A 20,760-nucleotide genomic window follows, 5' to 3' on the forward strand; every position below is an offset into this window, starting at 1 on the left:
TTTCTTATGTGTATAATTTCAGGATTTTGTCCACTATAACTTGCGCTAATTTTTCGTGGCTTTCATAGGTCCAACCGGCGATATGTGGTGTGAGTAATACATTTTCGGATTTAAGCAAATAGTCGAATGCTTTAGGGAGCTCCCTAGACTGCGCTGGGGATGACAAAAAGAGGTTTTCAAAAGACAATTTTTCATATTCCAACACATCCAAACCAGCACCGAGAACTTTTTCCGATTCTAAAGCGGCAACCAAATCATCCGTCACTACATTTTTTCCGCGGGACGTATTGATGAACCAAAACGGTTTGGCAAAGGCATTGATAAAATTGGAGTTTATCATTTTATCGGTTTCTGGTGTCCACGGAATATGTAGGCTCAAAACATCGGCTTTAGCTTGCAATTCGGAAAACGCAACTTGTTTGGCATTTTCATCGCCAACATTAGGCAGAAGGTCATAACAGAGCACTTCAACATCAAATCCTCGTAATTTCTTGGCAAATGATTTTCCCATATTGCCATAACCGATGAGTCCAACAGTTTTGCCTTCTAATTCGTAACCTCGATTGCCTTCGCGAATCCATTTCCCTTCTCGTACCAATCGGTCTGCGCGATTCAATTTGTTCATTAAGGACAAAAGCATTCCTAACGCATGTTCACCAACCGCATTCCGATTACCTTCCGGAGCAGCAATCAAATGAATATTTTTGGATACTGCATAATCACAATCGATACTTTCCAACCCGGCACCAACTCGTGCAATGAATTTTAGATTAACCGCTTTGTCAATAAAATCTTTGTCAATTTTAAATCGGCTACGGATTACTATTCCTTGATAATTGTGGATTTTGTTTTCGACAGCTTCTTTTGATGAAATAAAATCTGCTTCGTTTTGAAAACCAGCTTGTTCTAATTGTTCCCAAAGCAAAGAATGATTGCTATCGATGTGAAGTATTTTAACGTCTTGAATGGACATAGTTTTGTGTTGAAAAAGTAAAGATACTATTTATTGAAGGACACAGAAAAGAGTTGAGCATAAAAAAAAAGCCATCAAATTTCTATGATGGCTTAGATGTTTAGAACTGCAATTTATATTAATACCCTGCACCAGCCCCAGCAATCACTTCAATTGGATGCCAAGTTGTTTTAATTTCCTGAAAGTCGAAAATCAGATACGGGGATTCGTGTTTGTCATCAAAATAATCACTGTCTTCACGAAGGATAACGCGCTTTAAATTTTCGATAGCTAAATCTTGAATTTTCGCAATAATTTCTGAATCCTTACCACAATATAAAATAGCATTGACGTCTTTATGCGCTGCAAATTGCGATACCAATTCCGCTTGATTTCCTGTTAAAATATTAACCACACCGCCAGGAACATCTGAGGTCGCTAAAACTTCTCCAAAAGTTATTGCGCATAAAGCCAATTGTTCGGAAGCCAAAACCACACAGGTATTTCCACCAGAAATGACCGAAGCAATTTGGGTTACTAAACCAAGCAAACCACTTTGTTGCGGAGCGAAAACGGATACGACTCCCGATGGTTCTGGAACTGAAAAGTTAAAATAACTTCCCGAAACCGGATTCACGGTGCTGAATAATTGCGTGTATTTATCGCACCAACCCGCATAATAAATGAGTCGGTCGATACTCAAATCAACTTCTTGCTGTGCTTTAGTTTTGCTGATTCCTTGCAATTCTAATTCTTCTACAAATTGGGCTTTTCTACCTTCGAGTACTTCTGCAATTCGGTATAAAATCTGGCACCGATTGTAAGCAGTTTTATGCGACCATGCGCCTTGCGCACTTCTAGCCGCTACGACAGCATTTCTGAAATCTTTTACAGACGACCAACACATATTAGCCAAAGTTTTTTTGTTAGCAATAAGCGGATAATAGCGTCCCGATTCGGTTCTTGGAAAACTTCCGCCGATGTATATTTTATAGGTTTTCAAAACTTCTATTCTTGACATAATGATAGTTTTTATTCAAATTTTAAATAAGGTTCCAATCCGTGTAAACCGCCTTCTCTTCCGAAGCCGCTTTCCTTGTAACCCCCAAACGGAGACGCCGGATCAAACTTGTTAAAGGTATTCGCCCAAACCACTCCAGCACGCAATTGTGACGTCATGTTGAAAATTTTTGACCCTTTGTCGGTCCAAACTCCAGCTGATAACCCGTAAGGAGTATTGTTTGCTTTTTCGATAACTTCATCTACCGTTCTAAATGTTTGGATTGTCAAAACGGGTCCGAAAATTTCTTCTTGGGAAATCCGGTTTGACTGGCTTACTTTCGTAAATAATGTTGGTCGGCACCAAAACCCTTTTGATGGTAAATCGCAAGCAGGCTGATACATTTCGGCACCTTCTTGTTTCCCGATTTCAATATATTTATTGATTGTTTCTAATTGCTTTTTGGAGTTGATAGCCCCAATATCAGTATTTTTATCTAATGGATCTCCAACGTGCAGTGAATGCATTCGGTCTTTCAATTTCTGAACGACAACGTCAAAAACCGATTCTTGCACATACAAACGAGAACCTGCACAACAGACATGTCCTTGATTGAAGAAAATTCCGTTTACAATTCCTTCCACGGCTTGGTCTAAAGCAGCATCTTCAAAAATGATGTTGGCCGCTTTTCCACCTAATTCCATCGTAGATTTTTTTGAAGTTCCGGCAATCGCCTTCATTATAATTTTACCAACTGCCGTAGAACCTGTGAATGCAATTTTATTCACATCCGGATGATTTACAATATGCGCCCCTGTAAGTCCAGCACCCGAAACGATATTCACCACTCCGGCAGGTAATCCCGCTTCCTGAATCACTTCGGCTAATAAATATAAAGTTAAAGGGGTCGTTTCAGAAGATTTGATAACCACTGTATTTCCGGCAGCTAACGCTGGTGCAATTTTCCATGCAGCCATCAATAAAGGGAAATTCCATGGAATAATTTGTCCTGCAACTCCAAGTGATTTATGTTTTCTATTTGGGAAAGCATATTCCAATTTATCTGCCCATCCGGCATAATAAAAGAAATGGGCTGCTGCCAATGGAACGTCTACATCACGGGATTCACGGATGGCTTTTCCACCATTTAAGGTTTCAACAACCGCAAATTCTCTCGCTCTTTCTTGAATTATTCTGGCAATTCGGTAAATGTATTTTCCGCGTTCTTTTCCGGATAATTTGGACCACGTTGTATCGTATGCTTTTCGGGCTGCTTTTACTGCTAAATCAATATCGGCTTCATTCGCTTCGGCAACTTTGGCCAAAACTTTCTCATTGGCTGGATTTATAGTGTCAAAATACTTTCCGGATTTTGGCGCGACAAACTTTCCGTTGATAAACAAATCGTAAGTTTCTTTCAGCTTAAAGTGTGTCGTGCTTTCTGGTGCTGGCGCTAAATTCCAATGGGAACTAAAATCTATTTTATGTGTTTTTTTCATTCGGATTAAACTTTAGAAATGTAATCATGTGATTGGTAAATACCGGATTTTTGTTTGACGATTTGAAGCAAAACATCATTCGCTAAACTACTGGCTCCGAAACGGAAATACTCATTGGTTAACCATTTTCCGCCAAGCGTTTCCTTTACCATTAATAGATACTGCAACGCTAATTTAGATGTCGAAATTCCGCCTGCAGGTTTCATTCCAATCATAATTCCGGTTTTATAATAATAATCACGGATGGCTTCGAGCATCACTAAAGTTACGGGCAAAGTTGCGGCGGGTTTGATTTTACCTGTTGACGTTTTGATGAAATCGGCTCCAGCATACATGGCGATATCACTCGCTTGACGTACTTTATCCAATGTTCCGATTTCGCCTGTTTCTAGTATAACTTTTAGTCGAACATTCTTTCCGCAAGCTTCTTTAATCATGGCAATTTCATCGAAAACAAAATTGTATTCACCGCTGTGAAATTTTCCTCGACTGATTACCATATCCACCTCATCGGCTCCGCCATCTACGGCCATTTTTACATCTAGCAACTTGATTTCAGCACTCGATTGTCCGCTTGGAAAAGCGGTGGCAACTGAGGCTACTTTTACACCCGTTCCTTTCAGCTCATTGACCGCAAGTTTTACAAAATTTGGATAAACACAAACGGCAGCAGTAGTGGGCAATCCCGCAATATCATCATGCAGGTGATGCGCTTTGAAGCAAAGTTGCTTTACTTTTTCATCAGTATCCGCACCTTCAAGAGTCGTCAAATCAATCATATTCAAAGCCATATAAAGCCCTTGCATTTTTGATTCTTTTTTGATGCTTCGCGCTGTAATTCTGGCAATTCTGTCCTGAATTCCAACTTGGTCAATGCGTGGGGAATTTAAAAAATCAGTATGTTTCATTTAGTATTTCAATTAAAAATTGGTGCGTTTGAATCAGCATCAACTAACAAATATATAAATATCTTAATGACAAAAACCGATAATTAGCAATTATTTAAACCCTCCTGTACGTTATAGAATACCGCATGTGTAACAATTCTCCTGAACTAATAACTAATGTTTCATAATTGATTACATTAGCACTAATAATAAACAAACCAACACATGAAAAACATTAAAATTTCTATACTGGCTGCAGCTTTAGTTATGGCTTCGTGCGCTAAGAAAGAAGAACTTACATCGGGTATCTCAATAAAAAATATGGATGCAAAAGTAAAACCTGGAGATAATTTTGCCAGCTACGTAAACGGAACTTGGCTAAAAACGATGAAAATTCCGGCTGACAAAGCTTCTTATGGTGCTTTTGATATGCTGTATGACAAATCTCAAAAAGATGTAAAAGCCATTATTGAAGAAGCGGCAAAAGGTAGTAATGCTGAGGGTAGTAACGAACAAAAAATTGGCGATTGTTACTCTTCTTTCATGAATAGAAAAGATAGAGATTCAAAAGGAATGGCGCCAATTCAAAACGAATTAAAAGCTATTGATGCCATTGGAAATTATGATGACTTGGCAACTTTTTTTGGAACAGCTAACAGAACCGGAATCAGTATTCCTTTCAATATTTCAGTATATACTGATTTTAAAGATCCCACAAAAAACATTTTGATTACTTGGCAAAGCGGACTGGGTCTGTCTGAAAAAGAATACTATTCTTCTAAGGATGCTAAGATGGTTGACATTCGTAAGAAATATGTTGCTCATGTGGAGAAAATGTTTCAGTTAAGTGGTATGCCAAATGCAGCTGAAAGTGCCGCTAAAATTATGGCGCTTGAAACGTCAATAGCTTCCCAACACATGAAAAAGGAAGATACGCGCGACATGATGAAATTGTATAACAAATATGCTACTGCCGATTTAAAAACGGTAATGCCCGATTTTAATTGGAATGCTATGTTATCTAAAGCAAGTATTGATAAAGAAAAAAATATTGTGGTAACACAAGTTGATTATTTGAAAAACTTGAATACTATCATCAAAAGCACTCCTGTTGATACTTGGAAGACCTATTTGAAATGGGGTTTAATTAACCGATCTGCTGGCTTGTTAACAACGGAATTAGACAACCAAAATTTTGAGTTTTACAGCAAAACATTAAACGGTACGGAAAAACAAGAAGAAGATTGGAAACGTGCTGTAAGTACAGTAAACGGGAGTTTAGGTGAAGTGGTTGGAAAAGTATATGTTGAAAAACACTTTTCTCCCGAAGCTAAGGAACGCATGGTAACCATGGTGAAAAACTTATTGAAAGCTTACGCTGAAAGCATCAAGAAATTAGATTGGATGAGCGCTGCAACCAAAAAAGAAGCTTTGAACAAGGTCGATAAATTCATGATTAAAATTGGATATCCTGATAAATGGATCGATTACTCTTCTTTGAAAATTGCTAAAAATGATTTGTATGGCAACACGCAAAGAGCATTGGAATTTGAATACAAACGAACTCTGGATAAACTAGGAAAACCTGTAGATAGAGCGGAATGGGGCATGACACCACAAACAGTAAATGCATATTATAACCCATCGCTTAATGAGATTGTTTTTCCAGCTGCTATTTTACAACCGCCTTTCTTTGATTTGAAAGCGGATGATGCCGTAAATTATGGGGCAATTGGTGCTGTAATTGGTCACGAAATTGGTCACGGATTTGATGATCAGGGAAGTACATTTGATGGTTCTGGAGTGTTGAAAAACTGGTGGACTCCAGCAGATTTACAAGCCTTTAAATCTAAAACAGGCGCATTAATTGCGCAATATAATGAATTCAAACCCTTTCCAGATTTAAATGTAAACGGTGCGTATACTCTCGGAGAAAACATTGGTGACTTAGGTGGATTGAGTATTGCCATAAAAGCATATAAAGCAACTCTTGGCGGAAAAGAAGCTCCAGTAATGGACGGATTCACCGGAATGCAACGTGTATTCTTAGGTTGGGGACAAGTCTGGGGAGAAAAAACACGTGAAGAAGCTATTCGCAGTCAAATTGCACGTGATCCACACTCACCCGCTAAGTACAGAATTAATGGTGTCGTGAGAAATGTACCGGAATTCTACGAAGCGTTTAACATTAAGCCAACAGATTCTTTATATCTTGCTCCTGAAAAACGAGTTAAGATTTGGTAAACTGTTTAAACCATATATAGAAAAATCCCCATCTCATTTTAAAAAGAGATTGGGGGTTTTTTAATTTAAAGGATTGCAATTCGCAACGTTTAAAGCATTGAATTATATGATTTATTTTTTCTACAGGTACTATTGTTTTGTAAAACCTTTCTATTTTAATCCTCTGTATCGTCATTATTTTGTATCTTTAAAGTAAATAATAAATTCAACAGTACATGAAAGCAACAAAAAGAATAGGTGTTTGGATGGATCATTCTGCAGCGCGATTGATGGAATATACTACAGAGGATTATAAAGTAGTAATTGTAGAGTCTGACATGGATGATTTAGACAATCAGGAAGGCTTACAACATAGCGAAAATGTATTTCACAACAAAGAAAACCAATCGATAACCGCCTATTACAAATCGCTAATTGAAAAAATCAAGGATTACGATGAGATTGTTCTTTTTGGGCCAACTACGGCTAAAACAGAATTATATAATCTTATTAGAGAACAACACAAGTATGATCATTTAAAAATAGAAACTAAGTCAGCAGAAAAAATGAGCTATGATGAACAGCATGTGTTTATTCAGGAATACTTCTCCAAACTGCTTAATTACAAAAGTGATTTCAACAAGTAAAAAACTGTTCACCTATTTAAAAGGCTTTGAGAAATCAAGGTCTTTTTTATTTGCTAGAAACATAGTGTAGCTTGTAAATACAGAATATTATCTTTTTAACCATCCTGCAATACTCATCCGTCTGGTATTAGTAACCAAAACTTCGTGTATTAATTCATCACTTTTAAAAAAGACTGTTTTTCCCTGGGTTGGCGCAACCTTTTGATTGTTTCCAATTTGATGCAGAAGCAATTCTCCGCCGTCGGCTTCCTTCCAATTTGCGTTTAGGTAACTAATCATGGAGAAAGCGCGGCTTGAATTATCCTGAAACTGATCAAGGTGTTTTACATAAAAACTTCCGGCTTCGTAAAGGGAATAATGAAATTCATAACTTGTAATTCCGGCATAGCATTCGGAATTAAGGTACTCAATAAAGCCTTCCATCTGCTTGAGGAAAGCGGTTTCGTGAATATTGTTGTGTTTTTTATCGAGCCAATAGATGGTATCACTCCGCACTTTTTTGTCATGCGACAACTTACCATCATTACCCGTTCCGGCAGCTATTAACAAACCTTCTTCCAGTAACTGAAGTAAATTATTTTGTAAATGTTGTGACAATGCCACCGAAATAAAATCTTCTGAAATCCCTACTTTTTGCTCCAAATAAGAACTGAGCAAAGTTTCAAATGCCATTTCCATTAATTGTTGATTTGTCTTATAGTAAAGCAATGAGGCAAGATAATGTAATTAATGTATAGACTGCGTTACCAATTGAACTATTATTCAACTGCTTACTAAAAACTCTAGTGTTTCGTAAATTAATAAAGTAAAATCTAAGACTACAACTACGCTATTTAGTTGAAATTTTGGATAGCAAAAGGTAAATTATGACTCGTCTTTAGTTGTTTTTACTAAACCTATTCCCGAGATAAAAAATACTACTCCCAAAATTCCGAAAATAATTAGCGACTTAACGTCTCTTTCTCCGCCAGATGTTCCTGCAAAAACAACAGCTGCATATATTAATCCTGCAATCCCTAAAACGGTAAGAATGGCTCCAAAAGTTCTTTTTAAATTCATAATAGTGGTTTTTTAAATGAACTTCAAAGTTCTTGCATATGTTATCAAGTATGTTATATAGTTGTGGTGGATTGTTATACGATTTGGAGCGGCTAATAAAATTAAGGTATACTTATGATACTTGATGGTTTTGGATTTTGATTAGATGAAAACCTCCAAATGAAACCAAAAAGAAATCGCCAGCCCCGATAGTAGTGGCATCCTGTTATTGTGAGCTTGCTGCGCAATCTTACAATAACAGATAAAACGGATAGCGGGACCAAACATCCCGAATAATGGAAACGCTGTGCTCCTAAATTGTTGAAAAAAGATTACTCTTCTACCAACATAGCGGCGAGTTGCGCATCTTTTTGGTAAATGTCTTTGTAGAAATTAATAGCGCCGTTTTCATCAACAAGAGCCGTAAAATAACCAATATATACGGGAATTTTTTCTTTAAGTGTGTACCAACTTTCTCTTCCTTTGTGCATGGCTTCGTATATCTTTTCTTTGGTCCAGCGTGGATCATTTTCAAGAATTAGTTCGGCCAGTTCCACTGGTTTTTCCACCCGGATACAACCATGACTGAAAGCGCGTTTCTCTGAATTGAACAATGATTTAGAAGGTGTATCGTGTAAGTAAATATTATTGCTATTCGGAAATAAAAACTTAACCAACCCCAGAGAATTCGAGGGCCCTGGTTTTTGTCTAATATTACTGCCGCTCCATTCCATATTGTGTTTGGCCAAATAGTTTCTGTTTTTCGAAATCCCTGGAAGTATTTCTTTTTCTTTGATACTTGTCGGCACGTTCCAATAAGGGCTGAATACGATATAGCTCATCATTCCGCTAAAGATTACGGTCTTGTTCATAGTTGTACCGACGACTACATTGGAACTCAGCGCGACTTTTCCTTCTTTAAAATAAGTGAGTTTGTAAGAGGGTATATTAACCACGATATACTCTTTAGCCTTAGTGACATCAGTAGAAATCCATCGGCAGCGCTCCATATTGACAATAATTGTTTTGATGCGTTCACTAATGGGAACGTTCATTTCATCGATGTGCTTAGGCAAAATAATTTTGTCTACTGTAAGTCCGTTGCGCTTTTTATATTTTAAAACGGCTTGTTGCAGGGAATACCCGTACACTTGATTTCCCGAATCTTCTGCAATATCTCCCGTTAAAAACAATCGTGTTCTGATTTTAGCAACCACTTCTAAACTGTCACCAGGTTTGACAGAAACAAAATCTCGAGGCACAGCTATAGAGTCCCAGCCGCCCTTTTGTTCTATATCTCTGTAGTGCTGTAATACTACTTTTAGTTTGTAATATTGACCAATCAGTTGCTCATTCTTATCAACAAACTTAGGATTAACCAACAGCGAATCTAAGTAACTAACATAGGACTGTTTTTTTCGAGGCAGATACCAGCCCATTTCTTCCGTCTTGGTGCTATCAATGCCTTGAAGGGTTTTATTGACGTAAAAGAAATAATAATTTGACAAGAATAACTCGGTATCAGTATCTGGTTTTGCTCCATTTTTTTCAATCAACCGGTCCAGTGTTTCCTTGTACGGTATTTTAGCCTGAACGCCTTCTTGATAAAGATTGTTGATTTTATTGTAAATAACGTCTGCGGTTTCCTTTCTGCCTTTAGTGTCAAACCAAATAAAATTATAGTTGTTCTGGTTATACAAAGCCACGACTTGTTTTTTATACACTACCAGCTTAGGATATTTGGCATAAAAAGTAGCAACTAAAGTACTATCAAAAGAAAGCACAAAACTGTTTGTCTTCCTTTTTTGAATTACAGCAACCTCTTTCTTCTTATCACAAAATGAGCTGGTTAACGAAATAATCACAACCAAAACCACCATTAAGAAACCATAACCTCTTGCCTTTTTCATATAACAGCAACTAATTTATTTTATAAAAATACAAAAACTAATAGTACAGTAAACGTATATTTACTTGGTGATGCAATGTTACAGTAAACCAATCTATGTTTCTTATGAAAAAGCAATTTATTTTTATACTATTACCATTTTTCATTGCTAGTGCAAGTTCACAAAGCACTAACGAATTTAAAGTTAATGCTGTTCTTGATTCCTGGCATAAGGCTGCAGCCGAAGCCGATTTTAATGCGTATTTTAATGCCATGACGGATGATGCCCTTTTCATTGGAACCGATGCAAAAGAAAATTGGAACAAGACTGCTTTTATGGCCTATGCTAAACCTCATTTTGACAAAGGAAAGGCTTGGAGTTTTTCTATGATTGAAAGACATATTTACTTTAACAGTAACCACACATTAGTTTGGTTTGATGAATTACTCAATACTCAAATGAAAATTTGTCGTGGTTCTGGTGTTTTGGTTTTACAAAAAGGCAAATGGAAAATACAACACTATGTCCTTTCGATGACGATACCAAACGATGTAAGTGATGAAGTAGTCAAAATTAAAACCCCTATTGAAGATCTCCTAATTACTATTTTAGAAAATAAAAAATAAATACTTTTTTTATTGCTTTGAAAACCATACTCTTTATTTTCTCGTAGTTGATTTATAGTAGCCAAATTTTACGATTATGATTTATAATAAAAACGTAAATAGCACTTTGATAACAATGTACTATAATCATTTCGCTGTCACTCTTAGTGTTTTATGTAGTTTTATTTACTGCATACTATATTGATAAATTGAAAATAGTACAAAAAAATTTATACCTGCTCAATGACTATTTACACAATGATTGGTTAGTTTTGTTTAGAGAGAAAAGCGCTCGTTTCGTGTCAAAAACAGTGCTTTTTGATTTAAAAACAGTAAAAAAATTTACTAATTAATTTAAATAAAACTTATATTTAATAATAGAAAACGAATTATTTACTTTTAAAGTAAATTTATAAAACACAAAACTAAACGATTATGACAACCAAAGACAAGCCTAAGATGACCAATAGAAAGAAGATAAAGATTGCTTTATTAAGTATATTGAGCTTTATAGTTTTAATGTTTGCAATATTAGTATACCACATTGCAAATGCTAGACCCATAGAGAGCGCCACCATTCAAGTTAGTCGTATTGATTTTGACAAAGCTTTCGATTCGACCTCCACTATTGATATAACGAAAAAGCTACATGCTATCGAAGGTGTGAAAAGTGAAATTATTGTAAAAAGAAATGTCGTAGTATATTTTCACGACAACAGAGTAGCTGACTCCAAAAAGGTGTATGATGAACTAATGAAAACAGGAAACTATAAGGCTCAACGATTTATACTGCCAGCAAGCCTTGCAAACAAAGAAGTTTGTCCTGTGATGAATAAAGAGGGCTTACAATATAAGTTTAGCAAGTTTGTACAAAGAATTTTCAATTAATCTATAAATATTAAAATTATGACTAAGTATTCAAAATTTGCACTATGTGCACTCGTATTTGGAGCTTTCACTATGACATCATGTAGCAATGATGATGGTCCAACGACTCCACCTTCAATCTATCAGAGATTAGGGGGAACAACTTTGGTTGCTGACCCGGATAATGCCGGACAAATGATTGAGAAAGGGCGTTTAAGCTATCGTAAAGTAATCAACTCAACAGTAGGTTTGATTGTGGCTGACATTGGGAGCAACGCTTCTGGTAATTTAGGCGAACACTTTGCACCATTATTAGCAGAAGTTCAAGCGAGTAACACTACTAATTTAGCTGAATTGGTTGATAATTTAACTGATTTTTTCTCTTTTAACACTGGAGGAACGAATCCTGTAAATACCTATTCAGGATTGGATATGGTTACGACTCACAATCCTGCTCTTAATCCAAGAATGGGAACCAATTCAACTGATGCTAACTTTGATAAATTTAAAGGTTATGTAGGAGCTGCAGCGGTTCAAAACGGCGTTACTGCCAATACACAACTTTATACAGACATAGTGGCTGTAGTGGAATCTTTAAGAGCTCCTATTGTTCAATAAAAAACTTTTTATTTTGTTCTTGTTTAGAGAAAAACGCTGCATTACGTATTTAAGGCAGCGTTTTTTATGTTTAAGCTATTTCAGATTTTCTAGCATTTCATCAGTCATTGAAGCCAAATCAAATTTGTGTTTCCAGTTCCAATGTTCTCTTGCCTGACTATCATCTATACTAGCGGGCCAGCTGTCTGCAATCTTCTGACGGAAATCAGGTTTATACGTAATCGTAAATTCTGGAATCCGTTTTTTGATTTCGTTTGCAATTTCTGCGGGTGTAAAACTCACACCAGATAAATTATAAGACGAACGTATTCTAATTGCTTCGGTTGGTGCTTGCATTATTTCTACTGTGGCACGAATCGCATCATCCATATACATCATTGGCAAAGCTGTTTCTTCCGAAAGGAAACACTCATACTTACCGTCTTTTAATGCTTTGTGGTAAATATCTACGGCATAATCTGTTGTCCCACCACCTGGCTCAGTTGACCAACTAATCAATCCGGGATAACGGATACTTCTCACATCAACACCGTAAATGTTATGGTAGTATTCGCACCATCTTTCGCCCGTTTGCTTACTGATTCCATAAACAGTTGTAGGTTCCATTATTGTATACTGCGGCGTATTGTATCTTGGTGTAGTGGGTCCAAAAACCGCAATACTTGAAGGCCAAAATACTTTCTTTATCTTTTTAGCTTTCGCCAGATTCAAAACGTGGAAAAGAGAATTCATATTTAAATCCCATGCAAATGCTGGGTTTTTTTCTGCTGTAGCCGATAGTAAGGCTGCCATTAGATACACATCTGTAATTTGATATTGTTCAATTAAATGTTCAATCTGATTGTAATCTAAAGCATTTACCACTTCAAAAATCCCATTGTTTACAATATCGTTATTCAGTTTTCGGATATCGGAAGCAATTACATTATCATTGCCATAAATACTTCTCAATTTCTGCGTAAGCTCGGTTCCGATTTGTCCGCACGCGCCAATAATTAATATTTTTGTATTCATTTTAGTTGTGTATTTGTCCCACAAAGATACAGTTTTTCAGAAAGTATATCTCGGTAGCATCTAAGCTTATTTCTGTAAATAAATTGCAAAATGTTATAAGAACTTACTTCGTTTAAATATTAAATTTATAGCTTACACAAAATGAACCGTTATGAAATGGTATTGGAAAACTCTAATCGGATTCAGTTCGCTGATACTATTTGCTATACTTTTAGATATTGGCCTTAACATTTGGGTCAAATCCCACTTACCAAAAATCATCAATAACAAAAATGATTCTGCCTATTATATTACCTATAAAAACATGGATGTTTCCTTCTGGAGTGGTTATATCATAGCCAACGAAGTTGTCATTGTTCCAAAGGCCGTACTTAAAGATTCCATTACTAAAGCCGGGATTTACGCTAAAGTTAAATCTGTTGAAGTTAGGCAGTTTAAAGTTTGGAGTTTGCTTTTTCACGACAAACTTAAAGCGAAAAGCATTACTGTTGAACACCCCAACGTAATCCTTTACCAAAAAAACTCTAAAGAGAATGTAAAAAATTCGGTTGTAGCGCCATTTGAAAAAATTATAACGGTAACGGATATTTATCTCAATCACGGTGACATTAAAATTATCAATATCAAAAACAATAAAGCAGTTTTAAGCGTTACTGACATTAATCTTAATCTAGACGGAATCGTGATTACAGATAAAACATTAGATGATAAAATTCCATTTCAATTCAATAATTACAAGCTGACTTGTGACCGTATTTATTATCATCCGAATGAATATTATCATATCAAAACCAAGAAACTTATAAGTACAAAATCGGAATTAAAAATCGATAAACTCGAAATGCTTCCGACCTATTCCCGACGTAAATTTGTGTCAAAAATCCCCCAGGAAAAAGATATTTACACCTTGCTTTGCGACACTGTTTCTATAACTAAAATCGATTGGGGATTTAAAGCGGATGACTTTTTCTTTCATTGTAATGCTATCAATTTAAATAATGTTGCTGCCAATATTTATCGATCTAAAGAACCAGCGGATAATTTGACGAAAAAATACCTTTATAGTAAATTGCTTCGCGATATGAAGTTTGATTTAAAAGTTGACACGCTTAAAATTAGAAATTCTCTTATTGAATATGAAGAAGAAAAAAAATCAGAAAACGGTGCGGGGAAAATAATTTTTAGTTCTTTCAATCTTACGGCCACATCGCTCTGTAGTGGTTTTAAAAGAGAAAAAACTCCCGACATTATCATAAAAGCCAACTGTAAATTCATGAAAAAATCACCCTTGAATGTTGCATGGAAATTGAATGTTATGGATAAAACGGATGGCTTTGCTATAAAAGGCACGCTAACGCATTTTGATGCACAAAATATGGGGGTTTTCACGAAACCTTATATGAATGTTACGGCAAAAGGAATGCTTGACCAAGTGCATTTCAACTTTGCGGGTAATGACAAAATGATGTCGGGTAACCTTGCTGTAGAATATGATGATTTAAAATTCACCATTTACAAAAAAGACGACCGCAAAAAGATAAACAAACTACTCACCCTTGTTGCTACTATTTTTGTAAAAAAAGACACCAAAGATAAAATCAAAGCTGCAGACATTGAAATAGAACGCATTCCGGAGAAATCCTTTTACAACTTATTATTTCGAGGAATTGCCGAAGGTTTGAAGAAGATTTTAGTGTAGAGAATAAAAAAACCCGATTCATATGAATCGGGTTTTTTAAGTATTTGTTTTGGATTAGATCCTGAAACTCCCGAAATTTCGGGACAGAATAAATTATCCTAAAGCAACTCTTTTGAATCCAGTAACCGTTAAATTTGCATCAACTGTTCTGATGTAAGCTGTAACGCTCATTGAGCTATCTTTAATATAATCTTGGTTTACCAAAGTATTGTCTTTAAAGAAACGTCCTAATTTGCCTTTAGCGATGTTTTCAATCATAGCTTCAGCTTTTCCTTCTTGACGTAATAAATCTTTAGCGATTTCAATTTCTTTTGCAATGGTATCTGCATCAACACCTGCTTCGTCTAAAGCGATTGGATTCATAGCAGCAGCTTGCATAGCCACGTTTCTTGCAGCTTCTTCAGCACCAGTAACGTTAGCAGAAAGAGCAGTTAAAACAGCGATTTTGTTGCCCGCGTGAATGTAAGAACCAATGAAAGCACCAGACAATCTTTCGAAAGAAGCGATTTCAATTTTTTCTCCAATAACACCTGTTTGCTCAATTAGTTTTTCAGCAACAGTGATTCCGTTAAAATCTGAAGCTAAAAATGCTTCTTTAGTATCAAAGTTGATTGCATGATTAGCTAATTCTGTGGCCAATTTTACAAAACCTTCATTTTTTCCAACGAAGTCCGTTTCGCAGTTTAATGTGATAGCAACACCAGATGTTTTATCAGCATTAACAACTGCGATTGCAGCACCTTCTGTAGATTCTCTATCAGAACGATTAGCAGCAACTTTTTGTCCTTTTTTTCTAAGGTTTTCGATCGCTAAATCAAAATCTCCTTCAGATTCAACTAACGCTTTTTTGCAGTCCATCATTCCTGCACCCGTAATAGTTCTTAGTTTATTTACGTCTGCAGCAGTAATTGTGATTGTTGACATAATATTTTTTATTTAAAAATTTAAAAATCGTTTTAAAAGTAAATTACGAATTACAAATTTGAAATTACGAGTAAAATAATCCGTAATTCGAAATTCATAATTCGTAATTATTTTGTTTTATTCTTCAGTTTTAGTCTCTGTAGCTTCTACTTCTGGAGCAGCTTCTACTTCAACAACCGCTTCCACTTCTGGAGCAGCTTCAGCAACTGGCGCTTCAACAGCAGCAGTTACTTCTTCAACAGCAACAACTTCATTCGCCTCATCTCCTTCTTTATCAGAAGTTCTGTTTGCCAATCCGTCAATAACTGCAGCAGTTACTAAAGATAAAATTTTATCAATTGATTTAGAAGCATCATCATTGGAAGGTATAACGTAATCTACTTCACGTGGATCAGAGTTAGTATCAACCATTGCGAAAACTGGAATGTTTAATTTTTGTGCTTCTTTTATTGCGATGTGTTCCGCTTTGATATCCACTACAAATAATGCAGCTGGAAGTCTAGACATATCAGAGATAGAACCTAAGTTTTTCTCCAATTTAGCACGAAGACGATCTACTTGAAGACGTTCTTTTTTAGACAAAGTCATGAAAGTTCCGTCTTTCTTCATTTTATCAATAGTAGCCATTTTTTTAACAGCTTTACGGATAGTAACGAAGTTGGTTAACATACCACCAGGCCATCTTTCAGTGATGTAAGGCATGTTACAAGCTAATGCTTTTTCAGCAACGATATCTTTTGCTTGTTTTTTGGTAGCAACGAAAAGTATTTTTCTACCAGATGCTGCAATTTTTTGCATAGCTTCAGAAGCTTCTTCAATTTTTGCAGCTGTTTTATATAGATTGATAATGTGGATTCCATTACGCTCCATATAGATGTAAGGGGCCATATTTGGATCCCACTTACGAGTCATGTGTCCAAAGTGTACACCTGCCTCTAATAAATCTTTAACGTCAATTTTGTTTGCCATTGTGTAATAGTTTACGTTCCGTGATTAGCAATGTTCTTTTGGCTGTTAGCTGTTAGCTATTGGCTTTAAGCTTCATTTAGATGCTAAACTAATTCCCTTTTTAAAAGGAATATCGACAACTTGTTTTTAATTTCTAATTTAATTGTAAAATTTTTGGTGATCTTAATAAAGTACACTTCGACAAGCTCAGTGCAACATTGTATAAGATTAACGTTTCGAGAATTGGAATCTCTTTCTCGCTTTTTTCTGACCGAATTTTTTACGTTCTACCATTCTTGGATCTCTTGTTAGCAATCCTTCTGGTTTCAAGATAGCTCTGTTTTCAGCATCAACTTCACACATTACGCGTGCTAATGCCATTCTTACAGCTTCTGCTTGTCCTGTTGAACCACCACCATAAACATTTACTTTTACATCAAAGTTTTCTGCATTGTTTGTCATAGACATTGGTTGCATAACTTTGTACTGTAAAGTTGCTGTTGGGAAGTAAGTTGCAAATTCTCTTTTGTTAACGGTGATTTTTCCTGTTCCTTCTGAAACATAAACACGCGCAACTGCACATTTTCTTCTACCGATTTTGTGAATAACTCCCATTACTTTAAGTCGTTAAGGTTAACGGTTTTTGGTTTTTGAGCCTCATGTTTGTGCCCTGTACCAACATTTACATTTAAATTTCGGAATAATTCAGCACCTAATTTGTTTTTAGGTAGCATTCCTTTTACAGCTTTTTCTACTAATAATGCAGGATTTTTTTGTTGCATTACTTTAGCAGTCAAACTTCTTTGTCCTCCTGGGTAACCTGTGTGACGAATGTACGTTTTTTCGTCAAGTTTGTTACCAGTTAGGTTGATTTTCTCTGCGTTGATAACAATTACGTTATCTCCACAATCAACGTGCGGGGTATAACTTGGCTTGTATTTACCTCTTAAAAGCATCGCAACTTTTGAAGCAAAACGACCTAAGTTATGACCTTCTGCATCTACAACAATCCACTGCTTATCTGCACCGGCTTTGTTAATAGAAACTGTCTTGTAGCTTAATGTGTTCACAATAATTTATTTTAATTAAACATTCCATTCCCAATAAAGGGAGTGCAAAAGTACAATTATTTATCAATAAATCAAGTGGCATTTTTTAAATATTTTTTGAAAGCAACTTTTTAGCCCTAAAATCCTTTGAATGAATGGGATTAGCAAAGAAAATAGCGTTCGTATTTGTTTAAATAACACTATAGTTATTAACAAAATTCTATCAACTTCTGTTTTTATTCAATGAATAGAGCACAAATTTTGTTATTTTTACAACTTAAGCTACTATAAATGAAATCGAAGGCCACACTAAAACAAATTGCAAAAGAATTGGGAGTTTCCGTTTCTACCGTTTCCAAGGCATTAAATGGAAGCCCAGAAATAAGTGAGCCGACAAAGAAACGCGTTCAGGAATACGCGAAGCTTAAAAACTACAAGCCAAATGTTATTGGGCTAAGCCTTAAAAACAGAAAGACTAAAACCATTGGCGTTATCATTCCAAACATTCTAAATCACTTCTTCGCCAAAGTTTTCAGCGGTATCGAAAAAGTTGCGGATGAAAAAGGATATAAACTAATCACCTGCATTTCCAACGAATCGTCTGAGAAGGAAATCAATGCTCTCGAAATGTTAAGTAACGGAACCATTGACGGCTTTATTCTTTCTATAGCGGAAGAATCACAAAAACTTCAAAAATTCGATCATTTTACTAGCATTATCAATGAAGGAATTCCAATTGTTATGTTTGACCGTATCGCTGACGAGGTAAATTGCGATAAAGTTATTGTTGATGATTTTGAATCTGCAGTCAATGCAACGGAGCATTTAATTAAAACGGGCTGCAAAAAAATAGCATTACTTTCCTGCATCGACAACTTAAGTGTTGGCAAACTAAGAGCCAAAGGATTTTACCATGCCATGGAGAAACACAAGGTAAAGGTCGAAGAAAATTTGGTTATCCTAACAGAAAATTCAAAAGATTTTAATAAAAAAATTGGTGGCTTTTTCATCAAAAATAAACCCGATGGCGTTTTCGCACTTGACGAACACACCTCCGTAACAGCTATGAAATTAGGTATTCTAAACGGGTATAAAATTCCTCAGGATTTATCCCTTATTGGTTTTGCTGACGGTGTTTGGTCGCGAAGAATGACTCCAAGTCTATCAACAGTGAGTCAACATGGACCTGAAATTGGAGAAGTTGCTGCCCAATTATTGATAGACAAATTAGAAAGCAAAGAAGAAACGTTTACCTTTTCAACAACAACCATTAAAACCGAATTACGCCAACGCGATTCTACTAAAAAACTCTAGTTAGTAGTTAAATAGCGGTAATTTTATTAAATTGTAAACCTAAAGTACACTAACATTCGTGCATAGGTTACAAGGAATTGAAATAAATTTGTTCCTGATAAAATTACATAAATGAAAAAACTAGTACTTTCCTGCATTTCTATTATCGCTTTTAACTTTTGCCACAGCCAATCAACGCCCGATGTTTTTGACATTGGGAGAAAAGGAACTGCTGAACAGGCTAAAGAAAAATTTAAAGAAAACCCAAACAGCTTTAATGTCGTAAATGACGAAGGATATTCTCCTTTACTACTTGCTTGTTATCGCGGCAACAATGACGTTGCTAAATTTTTAATTGAATCAGGAAGCGACATCAATGGTAAAAGTAAATTTGGAACTCCTTTAATGGCATGCATCGTTAAAGGAAATAATGAAATCGCAAAACTATTGATTGAGAATAAAGCGGATTTGAATTTCGCTGATGCTAGTGGAATGACAGCGTTAATTTATGCTGTGAATTTTAAAAACTATGAAATTGTGTCTTCTTTAGTAAAAGCTTCTGTAAATATCGACTTTAAAGACAGCAAAGATAAATCTGCTTTAGATTATGCCATTTTAATGAATGATGACCTATTAATTGAACTTTTAAAAAATAAAAATAAAAAACTATGAAAAACGTTACGCTATCCTTCCTATCCTTATTTTTCTTCTCCACAATTTCCGCACAAACATTTAGTACTGGAACAATTACTTTTCCAGTACCTTTAAGCGAATATTCAGTAAAAATTGATGTAACCCCATCATTAGTAACACTGACACAAATAATGCCTGACGACAGATGGTACTCATTAGCTTTTGATAATGGAGGAGCAATGACAGGTCCGGCAGATATCATTGCTTTTATTAACACTACTACTATTTCAGACAGAACCTTAGGAGGATTTCAAGTTCCTGAAGCGGATCTAGTGCAAAGCTGGACAACTATTTCAAACACCGTCGCTGGTACTACAAGAACAGTCGTTTCCACAAGATTACCCAATACTGGAGAACCGAACGATTATATTTTTTCGGCATCAGCTGGTTCAATAAATTTAGCATGTTCTCGTTCTTCTTCCGCTAGTTTTACATTAGCGCCTCATGGAGGATTGGCAAATGCTGTTTCTACTGCAAATTATGCCGTAACCTTAGCTAATACAGATTTTGCTGTTAATGATTTCAAAATTTTCCCTAATCCTGCTAAAGGGTTTACAAATATCGAATTGCCAACCAATGTTGATTCCGGAATTGTAAAAATTTACGATGCCTTAGGAAGAGTGGTAAAAAATCAGTCCATTTCAACAACAGAAAATGAAATTAATACTTCAGAATTAACCGCGGGAACGTATATGGTTGTTTTAAGATCAGATTACGGAAATGCTACAAAAACATTGATTATCGAATAAGTTAAAATCGCAAAAAAAACAAAAAGCCAGAAAGTAATTCTGGCTTTTTGTTTGAAATATTTTATTGATAAATTGTAGCTTTTCATTTCGAATTTTGGAGAGAAATCACATTAAATTAGTAATGCAATTTAATTTAGATGATGAGATTTCTCCTTCGTCGAAATGA

The 20,760-nt window shown here is 35.7% G+C and carries 21 protein-coding genes; 9 read left to right on the forward strand and 12 right to left on the reverse strand.

Going from position 1 to position 20,760, the window contains the following annotated elements; translation table 11 throughout:
- Positions 1-4: 4 nt before the first annotated feature.
- The 4 genes from PSU83_RS14035 to deoC all read right to left on the reverse strand — a co-directional run bounded on the left by PSU83_RS14035 (position 5) and on the right by deoC (position 4,359).
- A complete protein-coding gene (locus PSU83_RS14035; protein WP_300590178.1) occupies positions 5-973 on the reverse strand; it encodes a 2-hydroxyacid dehydrogenase in 969 nt (322 codons plus the stop codon).
- Positions 974-1,091: 118 nt separating this feature from the next.
- Complete coding sequence (locus PSU83_RS14040; RefSeq protein WP_300590179.1) at positions 1,092-1,973, reverse strand: aldehyde dehydrogenase family protein; 882 nt, start codon at positions 1,971-1,973, stop codon at positions 1,092-1,094.
- An 11-nt stretch (positions 1,974-1,984) separates the two neighbouring features.
- Entirely contained in the window at positions 1,985-3,451 is a 1,467-nt protein-coding gene (locus PSU83_RS14045; RefSeq protein ID WP_300590180.1) for an aldehyde dehydrogenase family protein, read from the reverse strand.
- Between the two features lie 5 nt (positions 3,452-3,456).
- Positions 3,457-4,359, reverse strand: coding sequence for a deoxyribose-phosphate aldolase (gene deoC, locus PSU83_RS14050; protein ID WP_300590181.1), 903 nt, complete (start codon positions 4,357-4,359; stop codon positions 3,457-3,459).
- Positions 4,360-4,563: 204 nt separating this feature from the next.
- On the opposite strand from deoC, the gene PSU83_RS14055 reads away from it, so the two are divergent.
- Both PSU83_RS14055 and PSU83_RS14060 read left to right on the forward strand, forming a co-directional pair.
- A complete protein-coding gene (locus tag PSU83_RS14055) occupies positions 4,564-6,582 on the forward strand; it encodes a M13-type metalloendopeptidase (RefSeq protein WP_300590182.1) in 2,019 nt (672 codons plus the stop codon).
- A gap of 215 nt (positions 6,583-6,797) precedes the next feature.
- Positions 6,798-7,208: a hypothetical protein gene (locus PSU83_RS14060; protein ID WP_300590183.1), complete on the forward strand. Its 411-nt coding sequence runs from the start codon at positions 6,798-6,800 to the stop codon at positions 7,206-7,208.
- Between the two features lie 87 nt (positions 7,209-7,295).
- Here the strand turns inward: PSU83_RS14060 and PSU83_RS14065 are convergent, their stop codons facing one another.
- The 3 genes from PSU83_RS14065 to PSU83_RS14075 all read right to left on the reverse strand — a co-directional run bounded on the left by PSU83_RS14065 (position 7,296) and on the right by PSU83_RS14075 (position 10,156).
- Positions 7,296-7,880 (reverse strand): 2OG-Fe(II) oxygenase, encoded by a 585-nt coding sequence (locus PSU83_RS14065; RefSeq protein ID WP_300590184.1) that lies wholly within the window; start codon positions 7,878-7,880, stop codon positions 7,296-7,298.
- Positions 7,881-8,072: 192 nt separating this feature from the next.
- A complete protein-coding gene (locus PSU83_RS14070) occupies positions 8,073-8,267 on the reverse strand; it encodes a hypothetical protein (protein WP_300590185.1) in 195 nt (64 codons plus the stop codon).
- Between the two features lie 311 nt (positions 8,268-8,578).
- Positions 8,579-10,156, reverse strand: coding sequence for a L,D-transpeptidase family protein (locus PSU83_RS14075; protein ID WP_300590186.1), 1,578 nt, complete (start codon positions 10,154-10,156; stop codon positions 8,579-8,581).
- 104 nt (positions 10,157-10,260) lie between these two features.
- On the opposite strand from PSU83_RS14075, the gene PSU83_RS14080 reads away from it, so the two are divergent.
- The 3 genes from PSU83_RS14080 to PSU83_RS14090 all read left to right on the forward strand — a co-directional run bounded on the left by PSU83_RS14080 (position 10,261) and on the right by PSU83_RS14090 (position 12,225).
- Positions 10,261-10,761 carry a nuclear transport factor 2 family protein gene (locus PSU83_RS14080; protein ID WP_300590187.1) on the forward strand — a complete coding sequence of 167 codons (501 nt, stop codon included), beginning with the start codon at positions 10,261-10,263 and terminating at the stop codon, positions 10,759-10,761.
- Positions 10,762-11,175: 414 nt separating this feature from the next.
- On the forward strand, positions 11,176-11,628 hold the full coding sequence (locus PSU83_RS14085) for a hypothetical protein (protein ID WP_300590188.1): 453 nt from the start codon (positions 11,176-11,178) through the stop codon (positions 11,626-11,628).
- Positions 11,629-11,646: 18 nt separating this feature from the next.
- Positions 11,647-12,225, forward strand: a complete 579-nt coding sequence (locus tag PSU83_RS14090; protein WP_300590189.1) for a hypothetical protein — start codon at positions 11,647-11,649, stop codon at positions 12,223-12,225.
- A 75-nt stretch (positions 12,226-12,300) separates the two neighbouring features.
- Here the strand turns inward: PSU83_RS14090 and PSU83_RS14095 are convergent, their stop codons facing one another.
- Entirely contained in the window at positions 12,301-13,239 is a 939-nt protein-coding gene (locus tag PSU83_RS14095; RefSeq protein WP_300590190.1) for an L-threonine 3-dehydrogenase, read from the reverse strand.
- A gap of 151 nt (positions 13,240-13,390) precedes the next feature.
- On the opposite strand from PSU83_RS14095, the gene PSU83_RS14100 reads away from it, so the two are divergent.
- The gene (locus PSU83_RS14100) at positions 13,391-14,938 is read left to right on the forward strand and encodes a hypothetical protein (RefSeq protein ID WP_300590191.1); all 1,548 of its coding nucleotides are present in this window, start codon (positions 13,391-13,393) and stop codon (positions 14,936-14,938) included.
- A gap of 93 nt (positions 14,939-15,031) precedes the next feature.
- Here PSU83_RS14100 and tsf read toward each other — a convergent pair whose 3' ends face one another.
- The 4 genes from tsf to rplM all read right to left on the reverse strand — a co-directional run bounded on the left by tsf (position 15,032) and on the right by rplM (position 17,880).
- The gene (gene tsf / locus PSU83_RS14105) at positions 15,032-15,862 is read right to left on the reverse strand and encodes a translation elongation factor Ts (protein ID WP_300590192.1); all 831 of its coding nucleotides are present in this window, start codon (positions 15,860-15,862) and stop codon (positions 15,032-15,034) included.
- Between the two features lie 117 nt (positions 15,863-15,979).
- Positions 15,980-16,831 (reverse strand): 30S ribosomal protein S2, encoded by an 852-nt coding sequence (gene rpsB, locus PSU83_RS14110; protein ID WP_300590193.1) that lies wholly within the window; start codon positions 16,829-16,831, stop codon positions 15,980-15,982.
- A 207-nt stretch (positions 16,832-17,038) separates the two neighbouring features.
- Entirely contained in the window at positions 17,039-17,425 is a 387-nt protein-coding gene (gene rpsI / locus PSU83_RS14115; RefSeq protein WP_300590194.1) for a 30S ribosomal protein S9, read from the reverse strand.
- Positions 17,425-17,880, reverse strand: a complete 456-nt coding sequence (gene rplM, locus PSU83_RS14120; RefSeq protein ID WP_300590195.1) for a 50S ribosomal protein L13 — start codon at positions 17,878-17,880, stop codon at positions 17,425-17,427. The genes rpsI and rplM overlap by 1 nt, the downstream gene beginning before the upstream one ends.
- A 270-nt stretch (positions 17,881-18,150) precedes the next feature.
- Between rplM and PSU83_RS14125 the strand changes: the two genes are divergently transcribed.
- The 3 genes from PSU83_RS14125 to PSU83_RS14135 all read left to right on the forward strand — a co-directional run bounded on the left by PSU83_RS14125 (position 18,151) and on the right by PSU83_RS14135 (position 20,594).
- Positions 18,151-19,173, forward strand: a complete 1,023-nt coding sequence (locus PSU83_RS14125; protein WP_300590196.1) for a LacI family DNA-binding transcriptional regulator — start codon at positions 18,151-18,153, stop codon at positions 19,171-19,173.
- Positions 19,174-19,284: 111 nt separating this feature from the next.
- Positions 19,285-19,824 (forward strand): ankyrin repeat domain-containing protein, encoded by a 540-nt coding sequence (locus tag PSU83_RS14130; RefSeq protein WP_300590197.1) that lies wholly within the window; start codon positions 19,285-19,287, stop codon positions 19,822-19,824.
- Positions 19,821-20,594 carry a T9SS type A sorting domain-containing protein gene (locus tag PSU83_RS14135; RefSeq protein ID WP_300590198.1) on the forward strand — a complete coding sequence of 258 codons (774 nt, stop codon included), beginning with the start codon at positions 19,821-19,823 and terminating at the stop codon, positions 20,592-20,594. The genes PSU83_RS14130 and PSU83_RS14135 overlap by 4 nt, the downstream gene beginning before the upstream one ends.
- Positions 20,595-20,760 lie beyond the last annotated feature (166 nt).

This window comes from Flavobacterium sp. (genome assembly GCF_029945805.1).
Classification (GTDB): Bacteria; Bacteroidota; Bacteroidia; order Flavobacteriales; family Flavobacteriaceae; genus Flavobacterium.

Coding starts and splice junctions, on each gene's coding strand:
- PSU83_RS14035 (WP_300590178.1), bottom strand. CDS start 973: ATGTCCATTCAAGACGTTAAAATACTTCACATCGATAGCAATCATTCT.
- PSU83_RS14040 (WP_300590179.1), bottom strand. CDS start 1,973: ATGTCAAGAATAGAAGTTTTGAAAACCTATAAAATATACATCGGCGGA.
- PSU83_RS14045 (WP_300590180.1), bottom strand. CDS start 3,451: ATGAAAAAAACACATAAAATAGATTTTAGTTCCCATTGGAATTTAGCG.
- deoC (WP_300590181.1), bottom strand. CDS start 4,359: ATGAAACATACTGATTTTTTAAATTCCCCACGCATTGACCAAGTTGGA.
- PSU83_RS14055 (WP_300590182.1), top strand. CDS start 4,564: ATGAAAAACATTAAAATTTCTATACTGGCTGCAGCTTTAGTTATGGCT.
- PSU83_RS14060 (WP_300590183.1), top strand. CDS start 6,798: ATGAAAGCAACAAAAAGAATAGGTGTTTGGATGGATCATTCTGCAGCG.
- PSU83_RS14065 (WP_300590184.1), bottom strand. CDS start 7,880: ATGGCATTTGAAACTTTGCTCAGTTCTTATTTGGAGCAAAAAGTAGGG.
- PSU83_RS14070 (WP_300590185.1), bottom strand. CDS start 8,267: ATGAATTTAAAAAGAACTTTTGGAGCCATTCTTACCGTTTTAGGGATT.
- PSU83_RS14075 (WP_300590186.1), bottom strand. CDS start 10,156: ATGAAAAAGGCAAGAGGTTATGGTTTCTTAATGGTGGTTTTGGTTGTG.
- PSU83_RS14080 (WP_300590187.1), top strand. CDS start 10,261: ATGAAAAAGCAATTTATTTTTATACTATTACCATTTTTCATTGCTAGT.
- PSU83_RS14085 (WP_300590188.1), top strand. CDS start 11,176: ATGACAACCAAAGACAAGCCTAAGATGACCAATAGAAAGAAGATAAAG.
- PSU83_RS14090 (WP_300590189.1), top strand. CDS start 11,647: ATGACTAAGTATTCAAAATTTGCACTATGTGCACTCGTATTTGGAGCT.
- PSU83_RS14095 (WP_300590190.1), bottom strand. CDS start 13,239: ATGAATACAAAAATATTAATTATTGGCGCGTGCGGACAAATCGGAACC.
- PSU83_RS14100 (WP_300590191.1), top strand. CDS start 13,391: ATGAAATGGTATTGGAAAACTCTAATCGGATTCAGTTCGCTGATACTA.
- tsf (WP_300590192.1), bottom strand. CDS start 15,862: ATGTCAACAATCACAATTACTGCTGCAGACGTAAATAAACTAAGAACT.
- rpsB (WP_300590193.1), bottom strand. CDS start 16,831: ATGGCAAACAAAATTGACGTTAAAGATTTATTAGAGGCAGGTGTACAC.
- rpsI (WP_300590194.1), bottom strand. CDS start 17,425: ATGGGAGTTATTCACAAAATCGGTAGAAGAAAATGTGCAGTTGCGCGT.
- PSU83_RS14125 (WP_300590196.1), top strand. CDS start 18,151: ATGAAATCGAAGGCCACACTAAAACAAATTGCAAAAGAATTGGGAGTT.
- PSU83_RS14130 (WP_300590197.1), top strand. CDS start 19,285: ATGAAAAAACTAGTACTTTCCTGCATTTCTATTATCGCTTTTAACTTT.
- PSU83_RS14135 (WP_300590198.1), top strand. CDS start 19,821: ATGAAAAACGTTACGCTATCCTTCCTATCCTTATTTTTCTTCTCCACA.